Annotated in this window: 20 protein-coding genes and 3 pseudogenes; 7 read left to right on the top strand and 16 right to left on the bottom strand. The window is 70.5% G+C overall.

The window, feature by feature from the left end; all coding sequences use genetic code 11:
• Nucleotides 1–55: 55 nt before the first annotated feature.
• Both ACIA1L_RS00740 and ftsY read right to left on the bottom strand, forming a co-directional pair.
• Nucleotides 56–868: a phosphotransferase gene (locus ACIA1L_RS00740; protein ID WP_396070153.1), complete on the bottom strand. Its 813-nt coding sequence runs from the start codon at nucleotides 866–868 to the stop codon at nucleotides 56–58.
• Between the two features lie 52 nt (nucleotides 869–920).
• The gene (gene ftsY / locus ACIA1L_RS00735; RefSeq protein WP_396070152.1) at nucleotides 921–2,123 is read right to left on the bottom strand and encodes a signal recognition particle-docking protein FtsY; all 1,203 of its coding nucleotides are present in this window, start codon (nucleotides 2,121–2,123) and stop codon (nucleotides 921–923) included.
• 155 nt (nucleotides 2,124–2,278) lie between these two features.
• Here ftsY and ACIA1L_RS00730 point away from each other — a divergent pair, with 155 nt between their 5' ends.
• Both ACIA1L_RS00730 and ACIA1L_RS00725 read left to right on the top strand, forming a co-directional pair.
• On the top strand, nucleotides 2,279–3,982 hold the full coding sequence (locus tag ACIA1L_RS00730) for an alkaline phosphatase D family protein (RefSeq protein ID WP_396070151.1): 1,704 nt from the start codon (nucleotides 2,279–2,281) through the stop codon (nucleotides 3,980–3,982).
• Between the two features lie 40 nt (nucleotides 3,983–4,022).
• The gene (locus tag ACIA1L_RS00725; RefSeq protein WP_396070150.1) at nucleotides 4,023–4,544 is read left to right on the top strand and encodes a DinB family protein; all 522 of its coding nucleotides are present in this window, start codon (nucleotides 4,023–4,025) and stop codon (nucleotides 4,542–4,544) included.
• Between the two features lie 256 nt (nucleotides 4,545–4,800).
• Here ACIA1L_RS00725 and ACIA1L_RS00720 read toward each other — a convergent pair whose 3' ends face one another.
• The 4 genes from ACIA1L_RS00720 to ACIA1L_RS00705 all read right to left on the bottom strand — a co-directional run bounded on the left by ACIA1L_RS00720 (nucleotide 4,801) and on the right by ACIA1L_RS00705 (nucleotide 10,376).
• The gene (locus tag ACIA1L_RS00720) at nucleotides 4,801–5,418 is read right to left on the bottom strand and encodes an HAD family hydrolase (protein ID WP_396070148.1); all 618 of its coding nucleotides are present in this window, start codon (nucleotides 5,416–5,418) and stop codon (nucleotides 4,801–4,803) included.
• 243 nt (nucleotides 5,419–5,661) lie between these two features.
• On the bottom strand, nucleotides 5,662–9,243 hold the full coding sequence (gene smc / locus ACIA1L_RS00715; protein WP_396070146.1) for a chromosome segregation protein SMC: 3,582 nt from the start codon (nucleotides 9,241–9,243) through the stop codon (nucleotides 5,662–5,664).
• Nucleotides 9,244–9,646: 403 nt separating this feature from the next.
• Nucleotides 9,647–9,841 carry a hypothetical protein gene (locus ACIA1L_RS00710; protein WP_071805696.1) on the bottom strand — a complete coding sequence of 65 codons (195 nt, stop codon included), beginning with the start codon at nucleotides 9,839–9,841 and terminating at the stop codon, nucleotides 9,647–9,649.
• Nucleotides 9,842–10,157: 316 nt separating this feature from the next.
• Nucleotides 10,158–10,376: a hypothetical protein gene (locus ACIA1L_RS00705; RefSeq protein ID WP_396070144.1), complete on the bottom strand. Its 219-nt coding sequence runs from the start codon at nucleotides 10,374–10,376 to the stop codon at nucleotides 10,158–10,160.
• 296 nt (nucleotides 10,377–10,672) lie between these two features.
• On the opposite strand from ACIA1L_RS00705, the gene ACIA1L_RS00700 reads away from it, so the two are divergent.
• The 3 genes from ACIA1L_RS00700 to ACIA1L_RS00690 all read left to right on the top strand — a co-directional run bounded on the left by ACIA1L_RS00700 (nucleotide 10,673) and on the right by ACIA1L_RS00690 (nucleotide 13,632).
• Entirely contained in the window at nucleotides 10,673–11,404 is a 732-nt protein-coding gene (locus ACIA1L_RS00700; RefSeq protein ID WP_396070142.1) for a CAP domain-containing protein, read from the top strand.
• Between the two features lie 132 nt (nucleotides 11,405–11,536).
• The gene (locus ACIA1L_RS00695) at nucleotides 11,537–13,066 is read left to right on the top strand and encodes a DUF3492 domain-containing protein (protein ID WP_396070140.1); all 1,530 of its coding nucleotides are present in this window, start codon (nucleotides 11,537–11,539) and stop codon (nucleotides 13,064–13,066) included.
• Nucleotides 13,063–13,632, top strand: a complete 570-nt coding sequence (locus tag ACIA1L_RS00690; protein ID WP_396070139.1) for a Spherulin-4 — start codon at nucleotides 13,063–13,065, stop codon at nucleotides 13,630–13,632. The genes ACIA1L_RS00695 and ACIA1L_RS00690 overlap by 4 nt, the downstream gene beginning before the upstream one ends.
• Here ACIA1L_RS00690 and mutM read toward each other — a convergent pair.
• The 10 genes and pseudogenes from mutM to rsmD form a co-directional block, all read right to left on the bottom strand.
• Nucleotides 13,586–14,440, bottom strand: coding sequence for a bifunctional DNA-formamidopyrimidine glycosylase/DNA-(apurinic or apyrimidinic site) lyase (gene mutM / locus ACIA1L_RS00685; protein WP_396070137.1), 855 nt, complete (start codon nucleotides 14,438–14,440; stop codon nucleotides 13,586–13,588). The two genes, ACIA1L_RS00690 and mutM, sit on opposite strands and share 47 nt — an antisense overlap.
• A 9-nt stretch (nucleotides 14,441–14,449) precedes the next feature.
• On the bottom strand, nucleotides 14,450–15,628 hold the full coding sequence (locus tag ACIA1L_RS00680; protein ID WP_396070135.1) for a hypothetical protein: 1,179 nt from the start codon (nucleotides 15,626–15,628) through the stop codon (nucleotides 14,450–14,452).
• Nucleotides 15,629–15,831: 203 nt separating this feature from the next.
• Nucleotides 15,832–16,587 (bottom strand): annotated as a pseudogene (gene rnc / locus ACIA1L_RS00675) (ribonuclease III); the annotation flags it as partial.
• A pseudogene (locus ACIA1L_RS00670) lies at nucleotides 16,587–17,312 on the bottom strand (phosphate acyltransferase PlsX); the annotation flags it as partial. The pseudogenes ACIA1L_RS00670 and rnc, both read right to left, overlap by 1 nt.
• A 396-nt stretch (nucleotides 17,313–17,708) precedes the next feature.
• Nucleotides 17,709–17,936 (bottom strand): annotated as a pseudogene (locus ACIA1L_RS00665) (phosphate acyltransferase PlsX); the annotation flags it as partial.
• 10 nt (nucleotides 17,937–17,946) lie between these two features.
• On the bottom strand, nucleotides 17,947–18,120 hold the full coding sequence (rpmF, locus tag ACIA1L_RS00660) for a 50S ribosomal protein L32 (protein ID WP_396070133.1): 174 nt from the start codon (nucleotides 18,118–18,120) through the stop codon (nucleotides 17,947–17,949).
• A 5-nt stretch (nucleotides 18,121–18,125) separates the two neighbouring features.
• Complete coding sequence (locus ACIA1L_RS00655) at nucleotides 18,126–18,734, bottom strand: YceD family protein (RefSeq protein ID WP_396070970.1); 609 nt, start codon at nucleotides 18,732–18,734, stop codon at nucleotides 18,126–18,128.
• A gap of 78 nt (nucleotides 18,735–18,812) precedes the next feature.
• Nucleotides 18,813–19,310, bottom strand: a complete 498-nt coding sequence (locus tag ACIA1L_RS00650; protein ID WP_396070131.1) for a hypothetical protein — start codon at nucleotides 19,308–19,310, stop codon at nucleotides 18,813–18,815.
• A 102-nt stretch (nucleotides 19,311–19,412) separates the two neighbouring features.
• The gene (gene coaD, locus ACIA1L_RS00645; RefSeq protein ID WP_396070129.1) at nucleotides 19,413–19,892 is read right to left on the bottom strand and encodes a pantetheine-phosphate adenylyltransferase; all 480 of its coding nucleotides are present in this window, start codon (nucleotides 19,890–19,892) and stop codon (nucleotides 19,413–19,415) included.
• On the bottom strand, nucleotides 19,889–20,464 hold the full coding sequence (rsmD, locus tag ACIA1L_RS00640; protein WP_396070127.1) for a 16S rRNA (guanine(966)-N(2))-methyltransferase RsmD: 576 nt from the start codon (nucleotides 20,462–20,464) through the stop codon (nucleotides 19,889–19,891). Before rsmD ends, coaD begins: the two co-directional genes overlap by 4 nt.
• Nucleotides 20,465–20,917: 453 nt before the next feature.
• On the opposite strand from rsmD, the gene ACIA1L_RS00635 reads away from it, so the two are divergent.
• Nucleotides 20,918–22,408: a cell wall anchor protein gene (locus tag ACIA1L_RS00635; RefSeq protein ID WP_396070126.1), complete on the top strand. Its 1,491-nt coding sequence runs from the start codon at nucleotides 20,918–20,920 to the stop codon at nucleotides 22,406–22,408.
• A gap of 109 nt (nucleotides 22,409–22,517) precedes the next feature.
• Nucleotides 22,518–24,047, top strand: a complete 1,530-nt coding sequence (locus ACIA1L_RS00630) for a transmembrane domain-containing protein (protein WP_396070124.1) — start codon at nucleotides 22,518–22,520, stop codon at nucleotides 24,045–24,047.
• Nucleotides 24,048–24,199 lie beyond the last annotated feature (152 nt).

The raw sequence follows: 24,199 nt of genomic DNA, 5'->3' as shown, positions 1-24,199 counted from the left end.
CGAGCAGGTCACCGTTTGTTTCGTACGTGTGAAGAAACTCGCACGGCCACGGGGGTCACCGCAGGGCGTACTCCAAGGTGTGCCGCTCATAGTCGAGCAGGCGCAGATCGCGCATCGGCCGGCGCAGATGGCCCTTGTGCACGATGCGGACGAAAGCGGGATCGCCGGCGGCAGCCATCCGGCGGATGCCCTCCACGTGGTCGACGATGCGCTTGCGGATGGTCCGGACCAGGCGGTGCCGGTCGCGCGGAATCAACCCGTACGCGTCCGCGAACAGCCGCAGCCGCCGCGGCCGGTTGGGCCGCTTCCACCCCAGCGTGTACGAGTCCCGGTCGCTGAACAGCGGCACCCAGGTCCACGCGGCGTACGCCACGTCGTAGATCCGGGCACCCGGCGAGGCCAGGTCGAAGTCGATCAGCGCGAGGGTGCCGTCCGGACGCCACACCACGTTGTGCGGGGCGGCGTCGTGGTGGCAGATCACCTCGGTGTCCGGCGGGGGCGGGCCGAAGCTGCGCCACACCGCGCCCGGCGGCGGCTGGAAGCCGTACTGCGCGTCGTGGAACATCCGCAGCATCGTGGCGACCGTGACCAGGGCTTCCTCGGTCGTCCAGTGCGGCGCCAGCGGATACTCCCCGCACTCCCCGTCAAGGTACGACAGGACCTCGCGGCCCTTCTCGTCCATGCCCAGGGCGTGCGGCGACCCCGTGAAACCCACCTGCTGCAAATGGTTGAGCAGCGAGTGCACGGCCGGGGTCCACGGTCCCGCGTTGCGGCGCACGGTGTCGCCGAGCTTCGAGACCGTGCTGACGTTGCCGCCGTGCAAGGGGATCTCGCGGTTGTCATCGGGAGCACTACGCTCCTGCGTCACCCACGACCTCCCCTGTTAGTTAAGCGTGGCACGAGACCGCCGACCTCGAAGCCTACGCGTCCGCGCCGAGCAGAGCCTCGACGAACGCCGCCGGCTCGAACGGGGCCAGGTCGTCCGGGCCCTCGCCCAGGCCGACCAGCTTGACCGGAATTCCCAGCTTGCGCTGCACGGCGATGACGATGCCGCCCTTGGCGGTGCCGTCGAGCTTGGTGAGCACCACCCCGGTGACGTCCACCACTTCGGTGAAGACCCGGGCCTGTTCGAGGCCGTTCTGGCCGGTAGTGGCGTCCAGGATCAGCAGGGTCTCGTCGACCGGGCCGTGCTTCTCCACCACCCGCTTGACCTTGCCCAGCTCGTCCATCAGGCCGATCTTGTTCTGCAGCCGGCCGGCCGTGTCGATCAGCACGGTGTCCACGCCGACGTCGATGCCGCGCTTCACCGCGTCGAACGCCACGCTGGCCGGGTCACCGCCCTCCGGACCGCGGACGGTCTCCGCACCGACCCGCTCGCCCCACGTGGTGAGCTGGTCCGCGGCGGCCGCCCGGAACGTGTCAGCGGCGCCCAGCAGCACCGTACGCCCATCCGCGACCAGCACCCGGGCGATCTTGCCGCAGGTGGTGGTCTTCCCCGCGCCGTTCACCCCGACGACCAGCACGGTCGCGGGCCGGCCGTCGTGTGGCGTGGTGCGCAGGCTGCGGTCCATGCCGGGGTCCAGCGCGTCGGTCAGCTCCTCGGCGAGCTGCTCGCGCACCCCGGCGACGGTTCGGGTGCCGAGCACTTTCACCCGCTCGCGCAGGCGCTCCACCAGCACCTGGGTGGCCTCGACGCCGACGTCGGCGGTGATCAGGCTGTCCTCGATCTCCTCCCAGGCGTCCTCGTCCAGGTGGTCCCGGGACAGCACGCTGAGCAGGCCCCGACCGAACACGTTCTGCGAGCGGCTGAGTCGGGCCCGCAGCCGCACCAGGCGGCCCGCGGTCGGCTCAGGCTTCTCCAGCTCCGGCTTGGTGGGAGCCTCGACCACCGGCGGCTGAACCACTGGCGGCTCGACAACCGGCTTCTCGACCTGCGGCTTCTCGACCAGCGGCGGCGCGGTCGACGGCACCTTCGGCGCGGCCGGGGGACGTTCGAGCGTGGTCGTCCCGCCCCGGCCCTCCTGCGGCGGCAGCTCGCGCTTGCGCAGCCGCGGCACGACGAGACCGACGGCCCCGACGATGAGCACCACGAGGAAGATCAGAGAAGCGACCACGTATTCCATGTACGAAATCCTGACAGATGGGCGAGCGGGGCGTGGGGCCACCCGGTCCGTTGCCAACGAACACGCTAAGTGATCATGACGTGGCGCAGAGCGTGCTGGCGCATTCGCGAGCCGATGGGGAGGATGGGCAGCATGGCTCTCCCCCTGGCAGTCCGGTGACCGCGCACCTGCTCATCGGTCCGGTGCTCCGCCGCGTCACCGGTGATCGCGCCACGATCTGGGTCGAGACCACCTCGGCCGCCCAGGTCCGGGTCGAGGCCACCGGCGGCGGCGCCGGCTCCGCACAGACCTTCTCCGCGTACGGGCACCACTACGCGATCGTGGTGGTCGAGGGTCTGCGCCGGGGCGAGGCCAGCGAGTACCAGATGTGGCTCGACGACCGGCAGGTGTGGCCGCCGACCGACTCGCCGTACCCGCCCAGCGTGATCGTCACCCGGCCGGCCGACGACGCCGAGCACCCCGTCAGCATGATCTTCGGCTCCTGCCGGGAAGCCACCCCGCACGCGACCGGGCGCAAGCTGCCACCCGACGCGCTGGACGCGTACGCGAGACGCTTGATGACCGACCCGCAGGACCCGCAGCTGCGCCCCGACCTGGTGGTCCTCCTGGGTGATCAGGTCTATGCCGACAAGACCTCCGCGAAGGTCCGGCGTTTCCTGCGCCGCCGCCGCGCAGCGGGGCAGGACGGCCCGGCCGACGAGGTCGTGTCGTTCGACGAATACACCAAGCTCTATCTGGAATCGTGGCGAGATCCCGAGGTCCGCTGGCTGCTCGCCACCGTGCCCAGCGTGATGATCTTCGACGACCACGAGATCATCGACGACTGGAACACCTCGGCGTCCTGGCGTGCCGACATGTCCACGCAGCCCTGGTGGGCCGAACGCATCGCCAGCGGCCTCGCTTCCTACTGGGTCTACCAGCACCTCGGCAACCTGAGCCCGGACGAGCTGGCCGCCGACCCGCTGCTCGCGAAGATCACCTCCGTGCCGGACGCCACCGACCTGCTGCGCGACTTCGGCCTCTCCGTCGACGCACCGGAACAGGCCGAGAACACCGACCGTCCCTACCAGTGGAGTTTCGCCCTCGACATCGGCCGCACCCGCCTGGTCATGCTCGACAACCGCTGCAACCGCGTCCTCACCCCGGCCCGCCGCGAAATGCTGCCCGCCGCCGAATGGGCCTGGTTCACCGACCAGGCGCACGGCGACTACGACCACCTGGTGATCGGTTCCTCCCTGCCCTGGCTCATGCCGCCCGCCATCCACCACGTCGAAGCCTGGAACGAGAAGCTCACGGTCAACCCGGACACCCGCCGGGCGGCCTTCGCCGAAAAGATCCGCCGCGCCGTCGACCTCGAGCACTGGGCGGCGTTCAGCCACTCCTTCCACGCCCTCACCGAACTCTGCCGTCGCCTCGGCGAAGGCGGCGCCGACGCCCCCCGCCACCGCGTCGGAGTCGGCGGCGCGTACGCACCCCCGGCCACGATCAGCGTCCTCTCCGGCGACGTCCACCACTCGTACGTGGCGCGCGCCAAGCTCGGACCGGCCGTACGCACCCCGGTGCACCAGCTCACCTGCTCCCCCATCCACAACCAGGTCCCGGCGCCGATGAAGCCCCTGATGCGCCTGGCCTGGTCCCGCGTGGCGGCCCGCGGCATGCGTGCCCTGGCCAAGTCGGCCGGAGTTCCGCGGCCACCACTAACCTGGAAACGACTCGCCGGCCCGTACTTCGGCAACGCGGTCAGCACCCTGCGCCACCACGGGGCCCGCGCGGAGGTCGAGGTCGAAGGCACGTCCAAGGACGGCCACCTTTTCACCGTCGCCACCGTCCCGCTGACCGACGCCGTCAAGAACGCCTGACGGGGCAGAAAATGTCATAGGGACGGTCCACTATGGCTCAGTGACTTCCTGGACCGCGCCTCAGGCGCACCGAGAGACCCTGGCCCGGACCGGCGACGAGCGCGCCCTGCTCGAAAGCTGGCTCGAATGGCACCGGCTGACTCTGCTGACGAAGTGCGCCGGCCTCACCGCGGAGCAGTTGAAAACCCGCTCGGTCGAGCCGTCCGCGCTGTCCCTGCTCGGCCTGGTGCGGCACATGGCCGAGGTCGAACGCAGCTGGTTCCGCACCCGAGCCGCCGGCCTGCAACTCCCCGACATCTACTGCACCGACGCGAACCCCGACGGCGACTTCGACGACGTGGCCGACGCCGACGCGGAGCGGGACTACGCCACATTTCTAGCCGAGCTCGACGCCGTACGGACCGTCGCGGCAGAGCTGTCCCTCGAGCACGAGTTCACCGTCGGCGACCGCCCACCGACGAACGTGCGCTGGGTCTACCTGCACATGATCGAGGAGTATGCCCGGCACAACGGTCACGCCGACCTGCTCCGCGAACGCCTCGACGGCCAAACCGGCGACTGACCCGCGGGCAGCCGCCGGTTTGGCGGCACCGGACTCCGCGGACCGGGCACCCGGGCACCGCGGACCGGGCACCGCGGACCGGGCACCGCGGACCGGGCACCCGGGCACCGGGGCACCGGGGCACCGGGGCACCGGGGCACCGGGGCACCGGGGCACCGGGGCACCGGGGCACCGGTGCCCCGGTGCCCGGTCCGCGCACGTCCGAACGGCTTTCGGAGGCTGGTCAGCTGGGGAAGCCGGGGCTTCGGAGGTTGGGTCAGCTCGGGAGGGCGAGGGCTTTCCGCAAGTAGGGCAGGCCTTCCGGGCCGGTCCACCGGAAGCCGAGCAGCTTGGCCGCGCGGGCGCCGCGGATCACCCGGTCGTCGTCGTCCACGAAGAGCACCCAGGGAGCCTCGGTGGCGAGGGCTTCGCAGGCGTGCGCGAAGAACTCCGGCGCCGGCTTGTGGATCTTCACCTCGGCTGAGCTGATGATCGCGTCGAACTCTTCCGTGAGGCCGAGCGAGTCGAGGTCGCCGCGGAGGCGGTCGGTGGCGTTGGTGGCGAGGCCGACCGGGCGGCCGGCGGCACGGGCTGCTCGGACGAGAGCCAACGCCTCCGGGTCGACCGTGCCGCGGTGCTGCTGCCAGTCAGCGACCGCGGCTGCGGCCTCGTCCTCGGGCAGCGGCAAGCGCTTGGCGATGAGATACATCCACTCGGCGTCGGTGATCTCGCCTGCCACGGCCGGCCGGAGCAGCTCCCAAGCGAACGCCGTCTGCATCAGCGCACCGGCGGGCAGCGAGTGCGCCGCCTCGGCCGCCGCGGCGACGGCAGGATCCCAGCGGCGAAGCACGCCATCCAGGTCGATGAGCATGGCCTGGGCGGGTTGGCGCTGCATGCGGGGAACGGTCCTCTCTCGGCGACGTGTCGAGCGGCCCGACCATCGACGACCTGGTGCGGCACCTTCCGCCGACCCAGCGACGACCTGGTGCAGCCCGCTCAGCCGTCCAAGATTACGCCGCCGGGCAAACCGGGCTCCGCCGGGCAAGCCGAGCCGAGCAAGTCGAGCAAGACGTGCTCCGCCCGGCCGACCCGGTGGACGCGGCCATCTCCGACCGCGGAGGCCAGCTCGACGACGCGGTCAGTCTTCCTGGTCGCGGTTGAGGCGCTGGCTGATGACCTGGGTGACGCCGGCGCGCATGGTGACGCCGTAGAGGGCGTCGGCGACCTCCATCGTGCGCTTCTGGTGGGTGATGATCAGGAGCTGGCTCTTCTCGCGGAGCTGCTGGAAGAGCGTGATCAGGCGACCCAGGTTGACGTCGTCGAGGGCGGCTTCGACCTCGTCCATGATGTAGAAGGGGCTGGGCCGGGCGCGGAAGATGGCGCAGAGCATCGCCACGGCCGTGAGGGAGCGTTCGCCGCCGGAGAGCAGGGACAGGCGTTTGATCTTCTTGCCGGGCGGGCGGGCTTCGACCTCGACGCCGGTGGTCAGCATGTCCTCGGGGTCGGTGAGGACGAGCCGACCTTCACCACCGGGGAAAAGCACCTGGAAGACCGTCTGGAACTCTCGGGCGGTGTCTTCGAAGGCGGAGGTGAAGACCTCGAGGATGCGGTCGTCGACGTCCTTGACCACGGTGAGCAGGTCCTTGCGGGTGGCCTTGAGGTCTTCCAGCTGGTCGGACAAGAACTTGAAGCGTTCCTCCAGCGCGGCGAACTCTTCGAGGGCCAACGGGTTGACCTTGCCGAGCAGGGCCAGGTCGCGTTCTGCTTTGTTGGCGCGCTTCTCCTGCGTGGGGCGGTGGAAGGTGACCGGTTCCGGTACGTCCTTGCCGTCCTTCTCCGCCTGGGCGACTCCAGCCTGCGTCGGGGGTACGAGCTGGTCGGGGCCGTACTCGGCGACGAGCGTGTCGACGTCGAGGGAGAAGTCCTCGGCAGCTTTGGCCTCGAGCTGTTCGATGCGCATCCGCTGTTCGGCGCGGGCCACCTCGTCGCGGTGGACTTCGCTGGTGAGGCGTTCGAGCTCGGCCACGAGGCGTTTGGCGGAGGCGCGGACCTCGGACAGTTCCGCCTCCCGGGCCGTACGCGCGCGGGCCAGCTCGTCGCGGACCTCGACGGCACCGGCGAGCGAGACCGCCACCCGGGCCAGCGCGGCGCCGGCGCCCAGCGCGACGGCTTTGGCGATTTCCGCACCGCGGGCGCGGGCTGCTCGGCGGGCCGCGGCCCGTTCCCGGGCTTGGCGTTCGGCGTTGGCTTGGCGCAGCAGCGAGTCGGCACGGCCGGCGATGGAGGACACGCGCTCCTCAGCCGTACGGACGGCGAGCCGCACTTCCATCTCGTTCTGCCGGGCTTGCGGGACGAGCGCGGCGAGCCGGTCGCGTTCCTCGGTGGACGGTTCTTCGTCGATCGGGGTGGCTTCGGCGAGGCGGAGCCGTTCTTCGAGCTCGGTGAGGCCGGCGAGGTCGCGGTCGCGGTTGGCTTCGGCCTTCTGTCGGGAGGCGCCGAGCCGCTCGGATTCGGCTTTGGCGGAGCGGGCGGCGGCGCCGAGTTCGGCGAGACGGCGGGCGGCGGCGTTGCGTTCACCTTCGGCGGCTCGTTTGGCGGCGGCCGCCACGTTAACCGCTTCCTTGCGGGTGGCTACTTCGGCGCGGGCCGCGGCGAGCTGGTCCTTGAGTTCGCCGATGGACTGTTCGGCGGCTTCTCGGTTGGCGTGGGCCTCGTCGACGGCGGCCTGCACCTCGATGTAGCTGGTGGCCTTGCCGGAGCCGCCGGCTGCGGCGTGGGCGCCGAGGACGTCGCCGTCCGGGGTGACCGCGCGAAGTTCGGCGTTCTGGGCGACGAGCCGGGTGGCGGCGGCGAGGTCGGGGACGAGCACGACGTCGCGCAGCGCGCGGTTGAGGGCGGGCCGGATGGTGTCGGGGCAGTCGATGACGTCGGGCGCCCAGGTCGCGCCCTCCGGCAGGGAGGGTCGCAGGGAGTCGAGCGGTCCCTGCATGCCAGGCGCCGCGGGGCCGGCGACGATCAGGGCGGCACGGCCCGCGTCCGAGATTTTGAGCGTACGCATGGCCTCGACGGCCTCGTCGACCCCGCTGAGGGCGACGGCGTCGGCGAGCGCACCCAGCGCCGCGGCGAGGGCGGCTTCGTGTCCGGGCCGGACGGTCAGCATCGAGGCGAGGCTGCCGAGCAGACCGGGGACCTGGTCGGCCTTGCCGAGCAACGCGCCGGCGCCGTCCTTGCGCTTGAGGCCGAGGGCGAGCGCTTCTTCGCGGGCTTTCCAGCTCGCGGCGTCTTTTTCCGCGGCCCGTTCGGCGTCGTTGAGTTCCTTGACCACGGCGGCGGCCCGGTCGTGGGCGGTGACCGCCTCGGCGTGCCGCTCGTCGAGCTCCACGTTGTCGCGGTCGGCTTCGGTGGATTCGGCGGACACCGCGTCGACCTCAGCCTGCGCGGCTTCGGCGCGGGTCAGGGCGTCGGTGTGCGCGGTGGCGAGGCGTTCGATCTCCTCTGCGGCGCTCCCGGTGCGGGCTCGGGCCGCGTTCACCTGCCCGGTGAGCTTGGCGAGGCCCTCACGCCGGTCGGCGATCGCTTTGGCCGCCGTACGCAGGGCGCCCTCAGCCGCGTGCAGTTCGCGTTCCAGCTCCTGCCGGTGCTCGACGGCCTCGGCGAGGCGCATCTGGTCTTCGGTCAGCGCCTCGCGCAGCTCGTCTTCCTGCTCGCGGACCCGTTCGGCCTCGGCGACGAGCTGGTCGGGGTCGCGACCCATGCGCTCCTCGTCGCCCGTGGCGGCCAGGTGGCGCTGCCGTTCGGCGGCGAGTTGCTCGGTGGAGCGGAACCGTTCCTGCAGCGTGGACAGCTTGTACCAGGTGTCCTGGGCGGCTTGGAGCAGCGGCGCGTCTTCGGCGTGCTGGGCTTCGAGGTCGGCGAGCCAGCGCTGCACTTCGCGGTTCTCGTCCTCGACCTGCTGGCGCCGTTCGCGCATCGCCGACTCGTCGGCGATCTCCTTGTCCAGAGTGGTACGCAGGGTGTGCAGGTCGTCGGCGAGCAGCCGGAGCCGGGCGTCGCGCAGGTCGGCTTGGATGCCGGCGGCGCGCCGAGCGACCTCGGCCTGCTTGCCGAGCGGCTTGAGCTGGCGACGCAGCTCGGCGGTGAGGTCGTTGAGGCGGTTGAGGTTGGTCTGCATCGCGTCGAGCTTGCGGATCGCCTTCTCTTTGCGCTTGCGATGCTTGAGGACGCCGGCGGCTTCTTCGATGAAGGAGCGGCGGTCTTCGGGCTTGGCGTGCAGCATCGCGTCGAGCCGGCCCTGGCCGACGATGATGTGCATCTCGCGGCCGATGCCGGAGTCGCTCAGGAGTTCCTGGATGTCGAGCAGCCGGCACGCGTTGCCGTTGATCTCGTACTCGCTGGCGCCGTCGCGGAACATGCGGCGGGTGATCGACACCTCGGTGTAGTCGATGGGCAGGGCGCCGTCGCCGTTGTCGATCGTGAGGGTCACCTCGGCGCGGCCGAGCGGGGCCCGGCCGGCCGTGCCGGCGAAGATGACGTCCTCCATCTTGCCGCCGCGCAGCGCCTTGGCGCCCTGCTCGCCGAGGACCCAGGCGATGGCGTCGACGACGTTGGACTTGCCGGAGCCGTTGGGGCCCACCACACAGGTGATGCCCGGCTCCAGGCGCAGCGTCGTGGCGGAGGCGAAGGACTTGAAGCCCTTGACCGTCAGGCTCTTGAGGTGCACGGATCTCCGAGGGGTCGCGTTTTGCTCTCCGGCAGCAGGTTACCCGCAGACGCCTGCGGGTCAGTGCACGGCGCGCGTCCCAGTTCCTGCCTCTCTCAAAGCGTTACGGCCCGATTGTCCCGTTCCTCGGGTCGCGCACGTCAGAATCAGGACGACCAAGTCGGCACAGGACGCAAAAAGACGCGCCCGCCATCCAATGCGGGAAGAAAGGGAAAGCCGTCGATAAAGCGGCGCGGCAAAACGCGATGGGCAAAATGCGCGGCGCACAATGGCCGGGATCTGAAAAAGGTCCGAAAAAAGAGTGCGCGCCGCCACTGTGTTCGTGGAGGCGCGCTTTTCGTGTGTGCGTTGCGGGGTGCGGAGGGGGGACTGACGGCGCCGGGTCACGACGCCGCAGGGGAGCTCAGGTCAGCGCCGGCTCGGTCAGCCGCATCAGGTCGTCCGCCTCGGCGGCCGCCGCCGCGAGCCGGTCGTTTTCCGCGCGTAGCCGGGTGATCTCGAACTCCATAGCCTGCACCCGGGACCGCAGCCGGGTGACCTCGTCGAGCAGGCGCCGATCGGGCGCCGCACCTACGTGGCCGTAGAGGGCCTTCGCCATGACTTCTCCTTGTGAGACGCTGCGTCTCTTCGTCAGCGTTGCCGCATAGTGCCGGCCGAACGCTCGCCTACTGGTATCGCACCAGGACCCACAGAAAGGCACCCACGGGCACGCGTGGGGCACAACAATCTGCATCCAGGTTTAAGCGATGAGGCTGCAGATGTTTCCGCACTCAGGACTCGACTGAGCACAGATAAGCGCGACTGGCGACTCTTCTATGGTGCGCCGATGACCAGGCTCCGTCAAGCCGTGGCGACCGCGCCGACCCCCGTCTACCAGTGAATCACGCCACCTTGGCACGCCACCCACGCTTGGATCAAGCATTTTCCTCGTCTGGGCGACGATCTCCGAGGTCAACGGCTACCCCGCGCCAGGCAACGGTGACCGCGTGCAGCAGTTGATCAAAAGCCGAGTCCATCGCCGCGAGGACGGTGTTCGTCCGGTCCTCGGCGGCCAGCCGATCGAGCAGGAGCTGCTGACGTTCCAGATACCGATCACAGTCGCGGAGTAACTCGAGGTGCTTCGGATCGAACATGCCTGTCCGCGTACCGGGCTGGGGGGCGTCGCAAACCGCGACGGACGGCAACGGTCCGAGCGGCGGCCAAGGCGCGCCGAACGGCGGAGCCCGAAATGGTGGAAGGCTACCTGAAGGGAGACTTAGATCTTCCTTAGCTGGTTTGCCGCCTATCGGCGGGGCTGCTTACCGTCGCCCGGGTCGAAATTTCTCGATCCCGGGACAGCACGGAGGGCAAGACCTTGCGCGGGCCGATCGAGCACAGCGACCGGGGACAGCAGCCAAGCCGGACCGGACGGCACCGCGGACGACGGTCGATGCCGTCACCGGCCCTGCTGGCACTGCCGGTCGGCGGCGTCCTGGCCGTGCTGGGCGCCGGAGCCTTCCTGCTGCCGTCCGATGTCACCGGCTCGGGCACCGCCGCTGAGCGCCCCGAAGCAGCGGCTGCCGCGCTCGCTCCGCGCAACGCAACGCCGGAAGGCGGCACCGCGGAGGCACCCACGGCTCCCGCGGTTGCCCCCAGCTCGACTCCCGCACCGAAGCCGACCACCAAGAAGCCGGTGATCAAGAAGACCACCGCGGCGCCGGCACCGAAGAAGGCCACCGAGGCGGCCCCGACGAAGACTCGCGAGACCTCGGCGCCCAGGGTCGCTTCGGGCCTGCCGGGCCAGGAGTCCGAGGTCATCCGGCTGGTCAACGTCGAGCGGGACCGCGCCGGCTGCGGATCGGTCAACCTCAACACCGATCTGCGTACGGCCATGCGCCTGCACACCCAGGAGCTCGGCACGCACGGCGATCTCTACATCAGCCACACCAGTGACGACGGCCGGGACTTCGGGCAGCGGGCGCGGGAGCAGGGCTACACCGATCCGGGCGGCGAGAATGTGGCCCGCGGGCAGCGCGATGCCGCCGATGTGATGGATGCGTGGATGAACAGCCCCGGGCACCGCGCCAACATCCTGAACTGTGACTTCAAGGCGATCGGCGCGAGCGCGACCACCGGGGTGGACGGCACGATTGTGTGGGGCCAGCTTTTCGGGCGTTCGTGAGCAAATCACCTCACAAAGCCGACAATTAGCCCAAAGATCTGTCACTTAGTTGACACGCTCCCCGTCCTTGGTGCCGCTGCGTCGTTGCAGCCTTCGTGATATCGCCCTCGACGCGCCCGCAGTGCTGACCGCATGCGCATCTGTCTGCTCACCGGAGGCGGCTATCCGTTCCGCCGGGACGCGCTAGGCGGTTGGTGCCGGACGCTCGTCGACGGCCTCGACCGGTTCGACTTCGACCTCGTCACCGTCTCGGACCGGGAACCGCCGGGCGGACCCGTCTACCCGCTGCCCGCGCACGTGACCTCCGCCCGGACCGTCGCGCTGTCCCGGGAAACGCCACGGCGAGAGGGCAGGGACGAGCACGCCACGGCTGCGGCCACCCTGCTCTGCCGAGGGCTGGTGCTGGAACAAGACGACGTCTTCGCCCAAGGTCTCATCGGAGTGTCGGCGCTCACCGAGGGCGGCGGGCCGACCGCAGCGGCGCCGCTCAACGCCGTACCGCTGGCCGATGTGTTGGCGGAGGCGTGGCGGGCCGGGCGGTCAGGGGGCGCCGGGGAACGCCTGCCGCGGCTCAGCCTGCGGGACGCGCGGACCGCGGCCACACTGCTGCGACACGCGGCGCGGGCGTTGGCCGTACCCATGCCCGGGGTTGATCTTGTGCATTGTGTCGGTGGCACCACGCCGCTGCTGGCCGCGCTGGCCGGGCGGTGGCGCACCGGAACGCCGCTGTTGCTGACCGAAGCGCGGGCACCGGTCGCCAAGCTGCGCGCCCACGAAGAGCGACTCTCCCCCGCGGTGCAGACCGTCCTGCGCCGCTTCCGACGAGCCGTGGCCCGCACCGGGTACGCCGAAGCCGGCCTCATCGCGCCGCTCAGCGAATACCACCACGCGTGGGCGCTGCGGCACGGCGCTGCACCGAACCGGCTGGTGGCGGTCCCCGCCGGCGTCGACCCGCAGGATTTCCCCTGCGCACCGGAGTCCCGCAATCCGCCAGCGATCATCTGGGCCGGCAACGGCAGCCCAGAAAGCGGACTGAGCGACCTGCTCGCCGCCTTCGCCCACGTGGCCGCCGCCGTGCCCGGGACCGTGCTGCACCTCGTCGGAGTGACACCCCAGCACGAGGACCACTGCGCCGAACAGGTCGAACGCACCGGGCTCGGCCGGGCGGTACGCCAGCACCCCCTACCCGCCGACCCCCACGACCGGTACGCCGCCGGCCACCTCGTCGTCTACGTGCCGGGACCATCCGATCCGCCGTACCGGCTCATCGAGGCCATGATGTCCGGCCGCGCAGTGGTCGGCATCGACGTCGGCCCGGTCGCCGAGACGCTGGGCGAGTCGGGCCTCGTGGTGCCGGAGCGCGACCCCAGCGCCCTCGCCGCCGCCTGCATCAGCCTGCTCACCGCCCCGGCCCGGCGGCGCGCCCTCGCCGACGCGGCCCGCCGACGCGCACTCGCCTACTTCACCGCCGACCGGGTGGTCCGCGTCTACGGCGCGCTCTACACCGATCTGGCCGGACCCGGACCGGCCCCGTCCTACGAGCTGGCCCTGGCCGTACCGGCTCCCCGCGACGCCCGCCCCGCCACGGTCCGGTGGCTCACCGGGACCGGACCTGACCCCCTGCCCGCGCCCCTGCCGCCAACCCTGGAGAGGACGCCGTGAAGACCCTGTTCCCCCCGTACGCGCACCCGTCGCCCGACCTGCCCATCGACGATGACACCTGGATCGTGCAGGACCGACCCGGCCCGGCCCGCTCGGCGCACCAGCGGCTGGGCCGCGTCGACCTGGACTGGGGCGGACGCTCCCTCGCCGACGTGCTCGCCGACGTGGACGCGTGGCGGGAGGACGGCGTCCAGGGGCTCTTCCTCGACCGCGCTGCCGCCGGATCCAGCGGAGTCGGGCCGGTGGCGCTGACCGTGCGGCTCGCCGCCCGCCGCGGGTTGCACCGCATCGTGCTCAACCCCGGTGTGCCCACCCACCCGCTCTACCGCGACCTGGGCGTGCAGATCTGCACCTTCGACGGGCCGTGGTCGGCCTATCAGGGCTGGGATGGCGACGGGGTGCAGCCTGGCGACGGCCACCTCGTGCACGGGGTGCCCTCGGAGCTGCTGACCGCCGCCCGCCGCTTGATGGGCCGACGCGGCGCCGGGTTCGGGCTGGCTACCGATGCGGAGCCCTGCGTCAGCGGAGCGGCTGCCGCGGGCGGGATTGGCAGCGCGGGCAGCTGAACGAGGAGCGGTTCATGAACTGCTCCCGGCGCAGCGGTGTGCCGCACCGGTCGCACGGCAGACCTTCCCGCCCGTACGCATGCAAGGCTCTGTCGAAGTAACCGCTCTCGCCGTTGACGTTGACATAGAGCGCGTCGAAGCTGGTCCCGCCCGCCTTGATCGCTTCGGCGAGAACGTCGCGCACGTGGGCGAGCAGCCGGCGCACCGCGGGCGCGGTCAGGGCGTCGGTCGCGCGGGCGCCGTGCAGTTCCGCACGCCACAACGCCTCGTCGGCGTAGATGTTGCCCACGCCGGAAATCAGCGTCTGATCGAGCAACGCCCGCTTGATCTCGGTGTGCTTGCGGCGCAGCGCCGCCACGAACGCCTCGTCGTCGAACAACGGGTCCATCGGGTCGCGGGCGATGTGGGCGATCTCCGCGGGCAGCTCGCCGCCGCCCTCGGAGACCGAAAGCCCGCCGAACGTACGCTGATCGACGAAGCGCAGCTCCGGCCCGGAGTCAGCGAACCCGAACCGGACCCGCAGGTGCTTCTCGTCCGGCGCCCCCGCGGGCTGCATCAGCAGCTGACCGCTCATGCCCAGATGGGCGATGACCGCGTCGCCGGAGTCCAGCGGCAGCCACAGATACTTCCCGCGGCGGGAGACGCCGGCAATCGTGCGCCCGGCGAGCACCGCCGCGAAGTGCGCGTCGCCGGGCAGATGCCGGCGGATCGCCCGGGGATGCCGCACCTCGACCGCCCCGATCCGGCGGCCGGTCACCCACTTCGACAAACCCTCGCGGACGGTCTCGACCTCGGGCAGCTCAGGCATCGTTCTCCGTCAGATGGTGTAGGGCCACACGGTCAACATGTACGCGCCGTACCAGAGGCCGAACGCGGACCAGGCGGCGATCGCGAGGACGGCCACCCTGGGTCGCGCCCGTCCGGCAGCGATGACCGCGGGCAGAAGCGTCAACAGTACGGGCAGCAGCAGTCGCGGCTTGGAGTGGTAGTAGCCGGCTTGGCCGTACACGAGCACCATCGCGACCACGCCGTAGACGGTGAGCGGCAACCACGGCCGGCCCCACAACGCGACAGTGGCCGCGGCGGCCGCGGCGAGCAGGATGAGCGCGACACTCATCGGCACCCAGCCCTGCGAAGACGTCAACGTGTCGCCGAGGAACGCCAGCGTGCTGCTGCCGAAGTCGAAGGACGTGCCCCAGCCCGCCGTCTGGATCCGGAACCATGCGTCCGGGTCGCCGACCCGCCAACCGACCCAGGCGAGAAACGCGGGAACGCCGCTCAGCGCGACACCCGCCGCGAGCAACGGCGGCCACTTGCGGGCCGGATCGCTGCGCACCGCGAGCAGCGCAGCGACCGCCAAGGCGATCGCTGCCGCGGCGCCGGTTGGCCGGGTGAGGGCGCACCCCAGGCCCAACAGGCCAGCCGCCCACCACACCTGGCGGTGCGCGGCAACGAACATCCCGGCGAGCAGGGCCAGAAACAAACTTTCCGAGTACGCCATGGAGAGCACCACGGACATCGGCGCCGTGCAGCAGATCGCGACCAACGCCCACCCGCTGCGGCGCCCCCACAGGCTGGTGCCGAGCAGGTGCAGGGCAACAGCCGCGCCGATCGAAGCGAGCCAGCTCACGGTGAGCGCAGCTGTGCCGGGATCCATGCCCACATGCGACAAGCCCCGAATGAGCATCGGGAACAGCGGGAAGAACGCGAGCTCGTTGCCCTCCAGGGAGCCGTCGGTCGCGTACGTGTAGCCGTGCGGGTAGCCGGCGGCGGCCCGGGTGAACCAGCCGCCGTCCCAGACCAGCAAGGTGGCGCGCAGCCCGGCCGGCTCCGCGGTCCGGCGGTCAAGACCGACGAGCAGCACGAGCTGGACAAGCCGGGACAGCGCCAGAATGCCCACCGCAACGGCGGCGCCATGCCACCCGCCGGCCGCGTCCCACAGCCGCCGTTTGACGTCGTCCCGGACCGGGACCGCGTCCGGGGCTGCCACACTCACCGGCCGGCGGCGCTTCTGTCGCCGGCTGCGGGGGCGCTGTCCGCCTGGCCCTTTTCTTCGCCGTCTCCGCCGCTGTCCGCTCGGGTCTTTTCGTCGCCGTCTCCGCCGCTGTCCGCTCGGGTCTTTTCGTCGCCTTCTCCGCCGTGCGGGCTGTCTGCCTGGGCTGCGGCGGTGCGGCTGTCGGCGGTGGACAGCTCGGTGTGGCCGCCGCCGGCGACCGCCGGGGGCGGGGTGTCCGCCTCGGCGCGCTCCGTGAGGGTCCGCCAAGCGGCGGCCGCGGCGCGCTGCTCCGCCTGCTTCTTGCTGCGGCCATCGGAGCCGCCATAACGCTCCCCGGCCACCACCACCCAGGCGGTGAAGGTCTTGGCGTGGTCCGGCCCGGCGTCATCGATCACGTAGTCCGGCACGCCGAGCCCCAGCGCCGCGGTCAGTTCCTGCAGGCTGGTCTTCCAGTCCAGGGCGGCGCCCCGGCCCGCCGACTCCGCCATCAGCGGGTCGAACAGCCGGTGAATGACCTCGCTCGCCAGGTCCAACCCATGCTCGAGGTAGATCGCCCCGAGCAACGCCTCCAAGGTGTCAGCGAGAATGCTCGCCTTGTCCCGGCCGCCGGTGGTCTCCTCGCCCTTGCCGAGCAACAGATGCGGACCAAGGCCCTGCGGCCCGAGCGTCCGAGCGACATCAGCGAGCGCGTGCATGTTGACCACGCTGGCCCGCAGCTTGGCGAGCTGCCCCTCCGGCAGGTCCGGGTGGTTGTGGAACAGCGCCGACGTGATCACCACGCCCAGCACCGAGTCGCCGAGAAACTCCAGCCGCTCGTTGGTGGGCAAACCGCCGTTTTCGTACGCGTACGAGCGGTGGGTCAGCGCCCGCTCGAGCAGATCGGCCTCCAACGGCACACCGAACGCCTCCTGCAGCGGCTCGGTCGAGGGCCGCAGCCGCCGTCTGTCGTTACTGCTCATCAAGCACCTCTTGCGTTCTGCGGATCCGGGGACGTGCGGTCCTCGGCCCGGTCGGCGACCAGGCCGGCAATGGCCGAAACGGCGTTCTGGCGGTGCAGGCTCGCCGCAAAGCCGATACCCGCGGCGATGTCCGATCCGGCTGCGGCGCCGTGACAGACGACGACGGTGCCACCCACGCCGAGCAGGAGGGCAGCTCGCGGCGGAACCTCGCCGGGGTGCGGGGCGCCGAGGAGCGCGTACGCCGTCTCGAGGCCCTTGAGCAGGACGTTGCCGCTGAAACCGTCCGTCACCACGACGTCCGCGCCGGCGCCGGTCACCACGTCGTCACCCTCGACGAGGCCGGCGTAGCGGCCGCCCGCGGGGTAGCCGAGAGCAGCCAGGACAGCGGGGGCGGCCCGGCGCAGACGATCACCCTTGCCGCGTTCGGTGCCGATGGTGAGCAGGCCTACCCGCGGCGCGGCAATCTTGTGCACCACGGCGGCGTACGCCGCACCGAGTCGCGCGTGCATGGCGAGAGCCGCTTCGTCGGGGTCGACGGTCGCCCCCACATCGAGCAACACGAGGCGGCCCGCGGAGGTGGGCAGGACAGCGGTGAGAGCGGGACGGCGCACTCCGGGCCAGCGGCCGAGGCTGAGCGCGGCCGAGGTGACCGTGGCGCCGGTGTTGCCGGCCGAGACGACCGCATCAGCGTGGCCTTGGGCGACGGCGAGAACGGCTGTGCGCACCCCGCATTCGATGCTGCTGGGGTCGCGGCCGGCGCAGTCGGAGTCGGCAGTGCCGCCGTCGCGGCTGGCCCTCGTGGGGTCGCGGTCGGGACGGCGCGCACGGTCGCTGTCGGCGTGGGGCGCGCGGTCACGGTCGCTGTCGGCGTGGGGCGCGCGGTCACGGTCGCGGTCGGCGCGGGGAGCGCGGTCGCTGCCGGCGTGGGGCGCGCGGTCACGGTCGCGGTCGGCGCGGGGAGCGCGGTCGCTGCCGGCGCGCGGAGCGCGGTCGCGGTCGGCGCGGTCGCTGCCGGCGCGCGGAGCGCGGCTGGGAGATGGGGAGCCGCTAGGTGCCGGGATGGCGAAGATTCGGTGCCGGTCGTTCGGTGCCAGGGCGTGGCGAACTGCGTCGGCTGCTTCGACCGGGCCGACGAGTAAAAGCTGGAGGGCCGGATCGGCCTGAGCGGCGCGCAGAGCGCCGTCAACCACGACGGCGGGAGCTTGGTCCCCGCCGAGGAGGTCGACGGCGATCCGCGCGATGCCCGGTTCCCGCGCAGTGCCGGCCTCGCGGCCGGCCTGCGTCGGGCTCGGTGCACCGGACGACCGCCGCTGCTCAGGCTCGACCCGTCCGATGATCGGACGTGTCACTCCGCGAGGCTCAGACCTCGAGAACCTGACGGCCGTTGTAGGTGCCGCAGACCGAGCAGGCGGTGTGCGGCAGCTTCGGCGACTTGCACTGGGGGCAGGCGACGGTCGAGACCGCGGCAGCCTTCCAGTTCGCCCGGCGGGACCGGGTGTTGCTGCGCGACATCTTGCGCTTGGGGACGGCCACGGTACCTACTCCTCGATCGGTTTTTGCTGGTGGTGCGGCAGAGCCGCCGTCGGCGACTCGGCTTTCGCCAGGTTGCTCAGAGCGGCCCAGCGGGCATCGATTTCCTCATGGCTGTGGTCAGCCGGAAGGTCGTCGAGATGCACCCCGCACTCGGGGCACAACCCTGGGCAGTCCGGCCGGCAGACCGGATTGGCCGGCAGTGTGAGCACCACTGCGTCGCGGAGCGCAGGCTCCACGTCGAGCAGGTCGCCCTGCATCCGGCCCACCTCGTCCTCGTCCGTCGTCTCCTCCGTGGTGCTGTCCGCGTAGGCGTACAGCTCCGCGAGGGACACGTCGAACGATTCGGAGATCTCGTTGAGGCAGCGCCCGCATTCACCGGTGAGTGAACCGCGCACGTTGCCGCTGACGTACACGCCTTCGGAGACCGACGTCAGGCTCAGGTCGAGCTCGAGGTCGGAGCCCTCGGGCACCGAGATCAGCTCCAGACCGAGGTCCGCCGGTGCCGGGACGACCCGCTTCAGGGCACGCGTCTCACCGGGCCGGCGCGGGAGTTTCGTCGTGTCGACGACCAGCGGCTGCCTGGGATCGAGGTGTTTCTGCGGTGACTTGGGCATCATGAGTCCTCAGCCTTGGGTAGGCCGACTGGAAAGGTTACCTGAGCAGGGTCCCCAGCGTCGAATCGGCCCCGGCGGCTAGAAGGGCAGCGGGCGTTCGGTGTCTTCGCCCTGGAAAGTGCCGATTTCGCGCAGCGCGTGCATCTTGTCGCGGCCACGCTCTATCGACGCCAATGCCCGGGTCAGGAACTGTTCGAAGTTCGCCAGCGCGGTGTCGACGTAGTCGTCGACCTCCTCGCGGAGGCGCTGAGCCTCCGACCGGGCCTCCGCGACGATCCGGGCGCCCTCATGCTCGGCCGAGACCGTGATCTCGTTCACCGAGACGAGCCGAGCATGCTCGGTTTCGCCCTCACTGATGATGCGGTCCGCTTCCCGCTTGCCCGCATCGATGATCTTGTCGCGCTCTTCGAGCAGCGCCACCGCGCGGCGCAGGTCGCCCGGGAGCTCCGAGCGCAGCTCGTCCAGGAGGGCCACCATCTCGGCCCGGTCGAACATGTAGTTGGTCCGCGACATGGGTACGGACCGTGCCTGCTCCACCATGGAGATGATCTCGTCGATGCGGTCGAGCGGATCCACCGGCGCCTCACTCCTGTCAGACAGCACTCACGCTGCGTGGTGCGATCACGTTACTGCCGAACCCGGCGACGAAGCCGGATAGGCCACGCCGTCAGTTTGTCGTCAGGTTTGCTGGAGCCTGGTCACCAGCCGCTCGCCGACGAAGTCCGGCACGTACGGCGACGCGTCTCCGCCCCACTTGACCACGTCCTTGACCAGACTGGACGAGAGGAAGGAGTACAGCGGATTGGTGGGCATGAACAGCGTCTCGACCCCGGAGAGGCCGATGTTCATCTGCGCCATCTGCAATTCGTAATCGAAGTCGCTGACCGCGCGCAGGCCTTTGATCACCACCGCGGCGTCCTGCGTACGGCAGAAGTCGACCAGCAGGCCGTGGAAGGACTCCACCCGGACGTTGCCGTACTTCGCGGTGGCCTCGCGCAGCATGTCGATGCGTTCGGAGACCGTGAACAGGCCGGTCTTCGAATTGTTGATCAGCACACCGACAATCACCTCGTCGAACAGCCGGCTGGCCCGTCCGATGATGTCGAGGTGGCCGTTGGTGACCGGATCGAAGGACCCGGGGCAGACCGCACGTCTCATGATCGGCGACCGTACCAAAGAGTGGTCTCGCCGTAACGACGACTGCGGTCGGCGGTGATGCCGTCGACCCACGCCAGCGGCTCGCCCCGCACCGCCGTACGGGACGAACGCTCGAAGGTCACCACCGCGTCCTCGGCGAGCCAACCGTTCTCGACCAGCGCCTGTTGCACCTCGGCCACCTCGTCGTCGGTCACCGCGTACGGCGGGTCGGCGAAGATGACGTCGTAGGGACCGCCTTCTGGCGGAGCCGCGAGCAGCTGGGCCACCTTGCCGGTCACCAGCCGGGCGTCGTTGCCCACTTTGAGCGCCACGATGTTGTCGCGAATGGCCCGGGCCGCCTTGCCGTCCGCCTCGACCAGCAGCGCATAGGCCGCACCGCGGGAGAGTGCTTCGAGGCCGATCGCGCCGGAGCCGGCGTACAGGTCGGCGAAGCGGGCGCCCTCGAGGTCGGTCATCGTGCCCAGGGCGCTGAAGTAGGCCTCGCGGACCCGGTCGGAGGTGGGTCGGGTGAGTCCGCCGGGCGGCGCGCTCAGCCGGCGACCGCCGTGGGCGCCGGCAATGATCCTGGTCATGCGGCCTCGCGCGAATGGTCGGATAGCACGGTGCGACGCTACGCCACCACAAAGCACGCACCACTGCGGAGTGAATAATTCCGCCCTTATGACCCCTGCTGCCGGCCCCGCGGCGCGCTGCCACAAAAGGGACATGTGCGATTCATTGGCATTGGCGAATTATTACCGTCGGCGCGGCTCCGGCTCTTTTGAGTGACCAAGACGGCGACAAATAGATACCCACCGCATCGATCCCAGTGCTTTCCGTATAGCGATGGTCTCGGATCTGCAACAAGAGCCTTAGCCGCTCCTGAGCCTCTTCCCAGATTCCACTTAGTCGATAAGGTCAGCCCGCCGACGAAACGCTGTCGGCTCGACGACGCGGGGAGGTGTCGTCTCTGGTCGCCGATCATCCGGCGCGAGCGGTCCTCCTCGAGTCTGGCCCCCCGTGATTCACCGCCCTCAGGAGAACGCGTGAAGTTGAACTCCCCGCTCCGCCGTGCCGCGACGGTTCTCGCCGGCGCGCTCATCGGCCTGGGTGGAGTCGCGGTCATTTCCGCGCCCGCCAGCGCCCATCTCACGGCAGTCAGCGGCAAGGCCGTCTGCGACACCGCCACCGGCACGCGGATCGTGACCTGGACGCTCACCAACGACTACCCGACCAGCGCCACCGTGTCGAAGCTGGTCACCACCCCGACCTCGGTCGAAGGCGTGGACGGCAGCATCGTCATCCCGCAGGCGACCCGGGCCACCGGCAACGGCGTCAAGACGCTGACCCAGAAGATCCCCGCCGGGACCGACGCCAAGGAAGCCACTATTTCCTTCACGTCGACCTGGACGTCGGACGGCTACAAGGACGAGAGGAACTCGGCCAAGGTCGACCTCAGCGCGCCCTGCACGCCGACCGAGAAGCCGTGTGTCGAGGCGGGCAAGGCCGGCTTCACGCACACCTTCGGTGTGACCGGCGGCAAGTCGACCGCCACGGTGAAGCTGGACGACGGCGTCAAGCTGTGCGCGGGTGAGCCCGTCACGCTCGTCTCGTACTACGCGCCGAAGGCCGAGTTCTCGTACCCGCAGTTCAAGTACGACGACGACAGCAACACGATCACCAACGAGCAGCGCTCGGTGACCCTGAACGTCGACGTACCGGACTGCTACACCCAGGTCGACCTGTTCTTCGGCGGCAAGAAGGACATCCTCGACGAGATCACCGAGAAGGGCGCCCGCTACGGCGACAAGAAGCTCGGCAGCGAGACCGGCCTCGGCGCTCGCTCGAAGGGCAAGCCGGGCTGGTACAACGGCGGCGCCAAGGGTTGCTCCAACCCGGCCGTCAAGCCGGTCTCCCAGTGTGACGGCGCTGTCGCGGTGAACCTGAGCAACGACGGCACCATCAGCAAGTACGCCGTGGACTTCACCGTCAAGGCGGGCACCTTCACCAAGACCGTTTCGGTCGCCAACGGCAAGGGCGAGACGGTTGTCGTCCCGGCCGGCGCCGGTGCCATCACGGTCAGCGCTGAGGGCATGAAGGACGTCACCTACACCTGGGTCCGTCCCGCCGACTGCGCGCTGCCCACGGTCATGGTGAAGAACGACTGCGAGACCGTCGCGATCACCGTCGAGAACCCGAAGGGCGTCACCTCGGCGGCCGCCAAGGTCACGTACGGCACCGAGGTCAAGGACATCACCGTCGCGGCCGGCGCCACCGAGAAGGTCACCTTCAAGGCCAACAAGGCCACGTTCGCGACCATCGAGTTCCCCGGCCTGAACGTCGAGCCGGTCAAGGCCACGCTCGAGAAGCTCGAGTGCGAGAACGGCGGCGGGGGCGGCGGCAAGACCGACGAGCCCGAGCTGCCCGTGACCGGCCCGGTCGTCGGCAGCATCGCAGCCGGCGCGGCCCTGCTCCTCGCCATCGGCGGCGCCGTGTTCTTCATGGCTCGCCGGCGCAAGGTGACCTTCACCGCGTAAGCACCAGCACCAGCACCAGCACCAGCACCACCTAAGTAAGCGCACCAACGAGGGCGCGCCGGCCACCCAGCCGGCGCGCCCTCGCCACCCTCCACGAAGGCGGCTCCGCATGAAGTCCCTGGTCCCCCGCATCTCGGCGGCCGCCGCGGCCGCACTGATAGCCCTCACCGGCCTGTTCTCCCCCACCACCCCGGCCAGCGCCGGGCCACCCGTCGTCGCCGGGCAGACCGCGGTCTCTGGCGCCGCGACCTGCAACCCCGACAAGCAGGAGTGGCTGGTCACCTGGACCCTGACTAACACCGCCAGCGAGATCGCGACGATCTCCGCGCTGAAGACCGGAGTCGCCCCGATCCCCGCACTTGTCGAGGACGCCACGATCCCGCGTCGGGCAGCCAACGGTAAGGACGGCCAGCGGCTCGTTCACCAGACTTTGCCCAGCGGCACACCGTCCGCCACGGTCTCCTTCATCGCCAAGTGGAAGGGCGGCGGGGATGCCGACAACACGGCGACCGTGACGTTGGGCGACTGCAAGCCCGCTGAGACCCCGTGTGTCGAGCCGGCGGATGCGAAGTTCCACCACGAGTTCGCGGTCACCGGTGGACAGGCAACGGCCACCGTGTCGGTCGACGAGGGTGTGAAGCTCTGCAAGGCGGAGCCGGTCACGCTGGTCACGTACTACGCGCCGAAACCGCAGTTCTCGGTGCCGCAGTACGAGTTCGCGCACCAGAGCGCGACCCTCTCCAACGACATCCGCTCGGCGACTCTGACGGCTGCCCTGCCGGACTGCAACGCGCAGGTGGACCTGTTCTTCGGCGCCGAGAAGGACATCATCGCGGAGATCACCGAGAACGGTCCCCGCTACGGCGACAAGAAGCTCGGCAGCGACAAGGGACTCGGCGCTCGCTCGACCGGCAAACCCGGCTGGTACAACGGCGGCGCCAAGGGCTGCCACACCCCGGCGGTCAAGCCGCTGTCCCAGTGCGACGGCACCGTGGTGCTGCACCTGAGCAACGACGGCAAGCTCAGCAAGTACGCCGTCGACTTCACCGTCAAGGCGGGCACGTTCACCAAGACCGTCGCCGTAGCCCCGGGCAAGGGCGAGACTGTCACCGTCCCGACCGGCGCTGGTCCGATCACCGTGCAGGCGGACGGCATGGCTGACGTCACCTACACCTGGACGCGGCCCGCGGACTGCCCGGCGCCGACCGTGGTGGTCGAGGGTGACTGCAAAACGGTGACCGTCGTGGTGACCAACCCGAAGGACGTCCTCCCGGCGCAGGCGACGGTCGCCTACGGCACGGAGACCCAGCAGCTCACGGTCGCCCCCGGCGCCTCGGCGAAGGCCACCTTCGGTCGCGGCACCGCGACCCAGGCGACGGTGACCATCGACGGCCTCGCACCGATCACCGTCGCCGTCAACAACCCGGCGGACTGCGCGCCCGGCCAGCCCAGCGAGCCCGCCAAGCCCGGCGACGACCAGGGCACGGGTGGCGGCACCGGCGACAAGGACGACGAGGGCGGCCTGCCCAACACCGGCACCATCGCCGGCACGGTCGCCGGCGGCGCACTCGCGCTGTTGGTCGCGGGCGGCGTGCTCTACCTTGTGGCTCGCCGGCGTCGGATCACCTTCACGCCGTAGGCATCAGCAAGACCGGCCCCGGTAGTCCCGCGAACAATGCGGAACTACCGGGGCCGATTGCTGAGTACGGTCGGGCAGCGGCGAATGGAGCAGCCAGCCGTCGAGGACTGCTGCCAGCCCCGAACGGCTGTTCACCCGGCACGCGATCCGGG

This window comes from Actinoplanes sp. NPDC051859, from assembly GCF_044452725.1.
GTDB lineage: Bacteria > Actinomycetota > Actinomycetes > Mycobacteriales > Micromonosporaceae > Actinoplanes.
The sequence above is the reverse complement of the archived record's forward strand: the minus strand, read 5'-3'. Positions and strand labels throughout refer to the sequence as shown.

Excerpts from the sequence above, each read along its gene's own strand:
- ftsY (WP_396070152.1), bottom strand. The coding sequence starts at position 2,123 with ATGGAATACGTGGTCGCTTCTCTGATCTTCCTCGTGGTGCTCATCGTC.
- ACIA1L_RS00720 (WP_396070148.1), bottom strand. The coding sequence starts at position 5,418 with ATGCAGCGCCAACCCGCCCAGGCCATGCTCATCGACCTGGATGGCGTG.
- ACIA1L_RS00710 (WP_071805696.1), bottom strand. The coding sequence starts at position 9,841 with ATGGCGAAGGCCCTCTACGGCCACGTAGGTGCGGCGCCCGATCGGCGC.
- ACIA1L_RS00705 (WP_396070144.1), bottom strand. The coding sequence starts at position 10,376 with ATGTTCGATCCGAAGCACCTCGAGTTACTCCGCGACTGTGATCGGTAT.
- ACIA1L_RS00700 (WP_396070142.1), top strand. The coding sequence starts at position 10,673 with ATGCCGTCACCGGCCCTGCTGGCACTGCCGGTCGGCGGCGTCCTGGCC.
- ACIA1L_RS00695 (WP_396070140.1), top strand. The coding sequence starts at position 11,537 with ATGCGCATCTGTCTGCTCACCGGAGGCGGCTATCCGTTCCGCCGGGAC.
- mutM (WP_396070137.1), bottom strand. The coding sequence starts at position 14,440 with ATGCCTGAGCTGCCCGAGGTCGAGACCGTCCGCGAGGGTTTGTCGAAG.
- ACIA1L_RS00655 (WP_396070970.1), bottom strand. The coding sequence starts at position 18,734 with ATGCCCAAGTCACCGCAGAAACACCTCGATCCCAGGCAGCCGCTGGTC.
- coaD (WP_396070129.1), bottom strand. The coding sequence starts at position 19,892 with ATGAGACGTGCGGTCTGCCCCGGGTCCTTCGATCCGGTCACCAACGGC.
- rsmD (WP_396070127.1), bottom strand. The coding sequence starts at position 20,464 with ATGACCAGGATCATTGCCGGCGCCCACGGCGGTCGCCGGCTGAGCGCG.
- ACIA1L_RS00630 (WP_396070124.1), top strand. The coding sequence starts at position 22,518 with ATGAAGTCCCTGGTCCCCCGCATCTCGGCGGCCGCCGCGGCCGCACTG.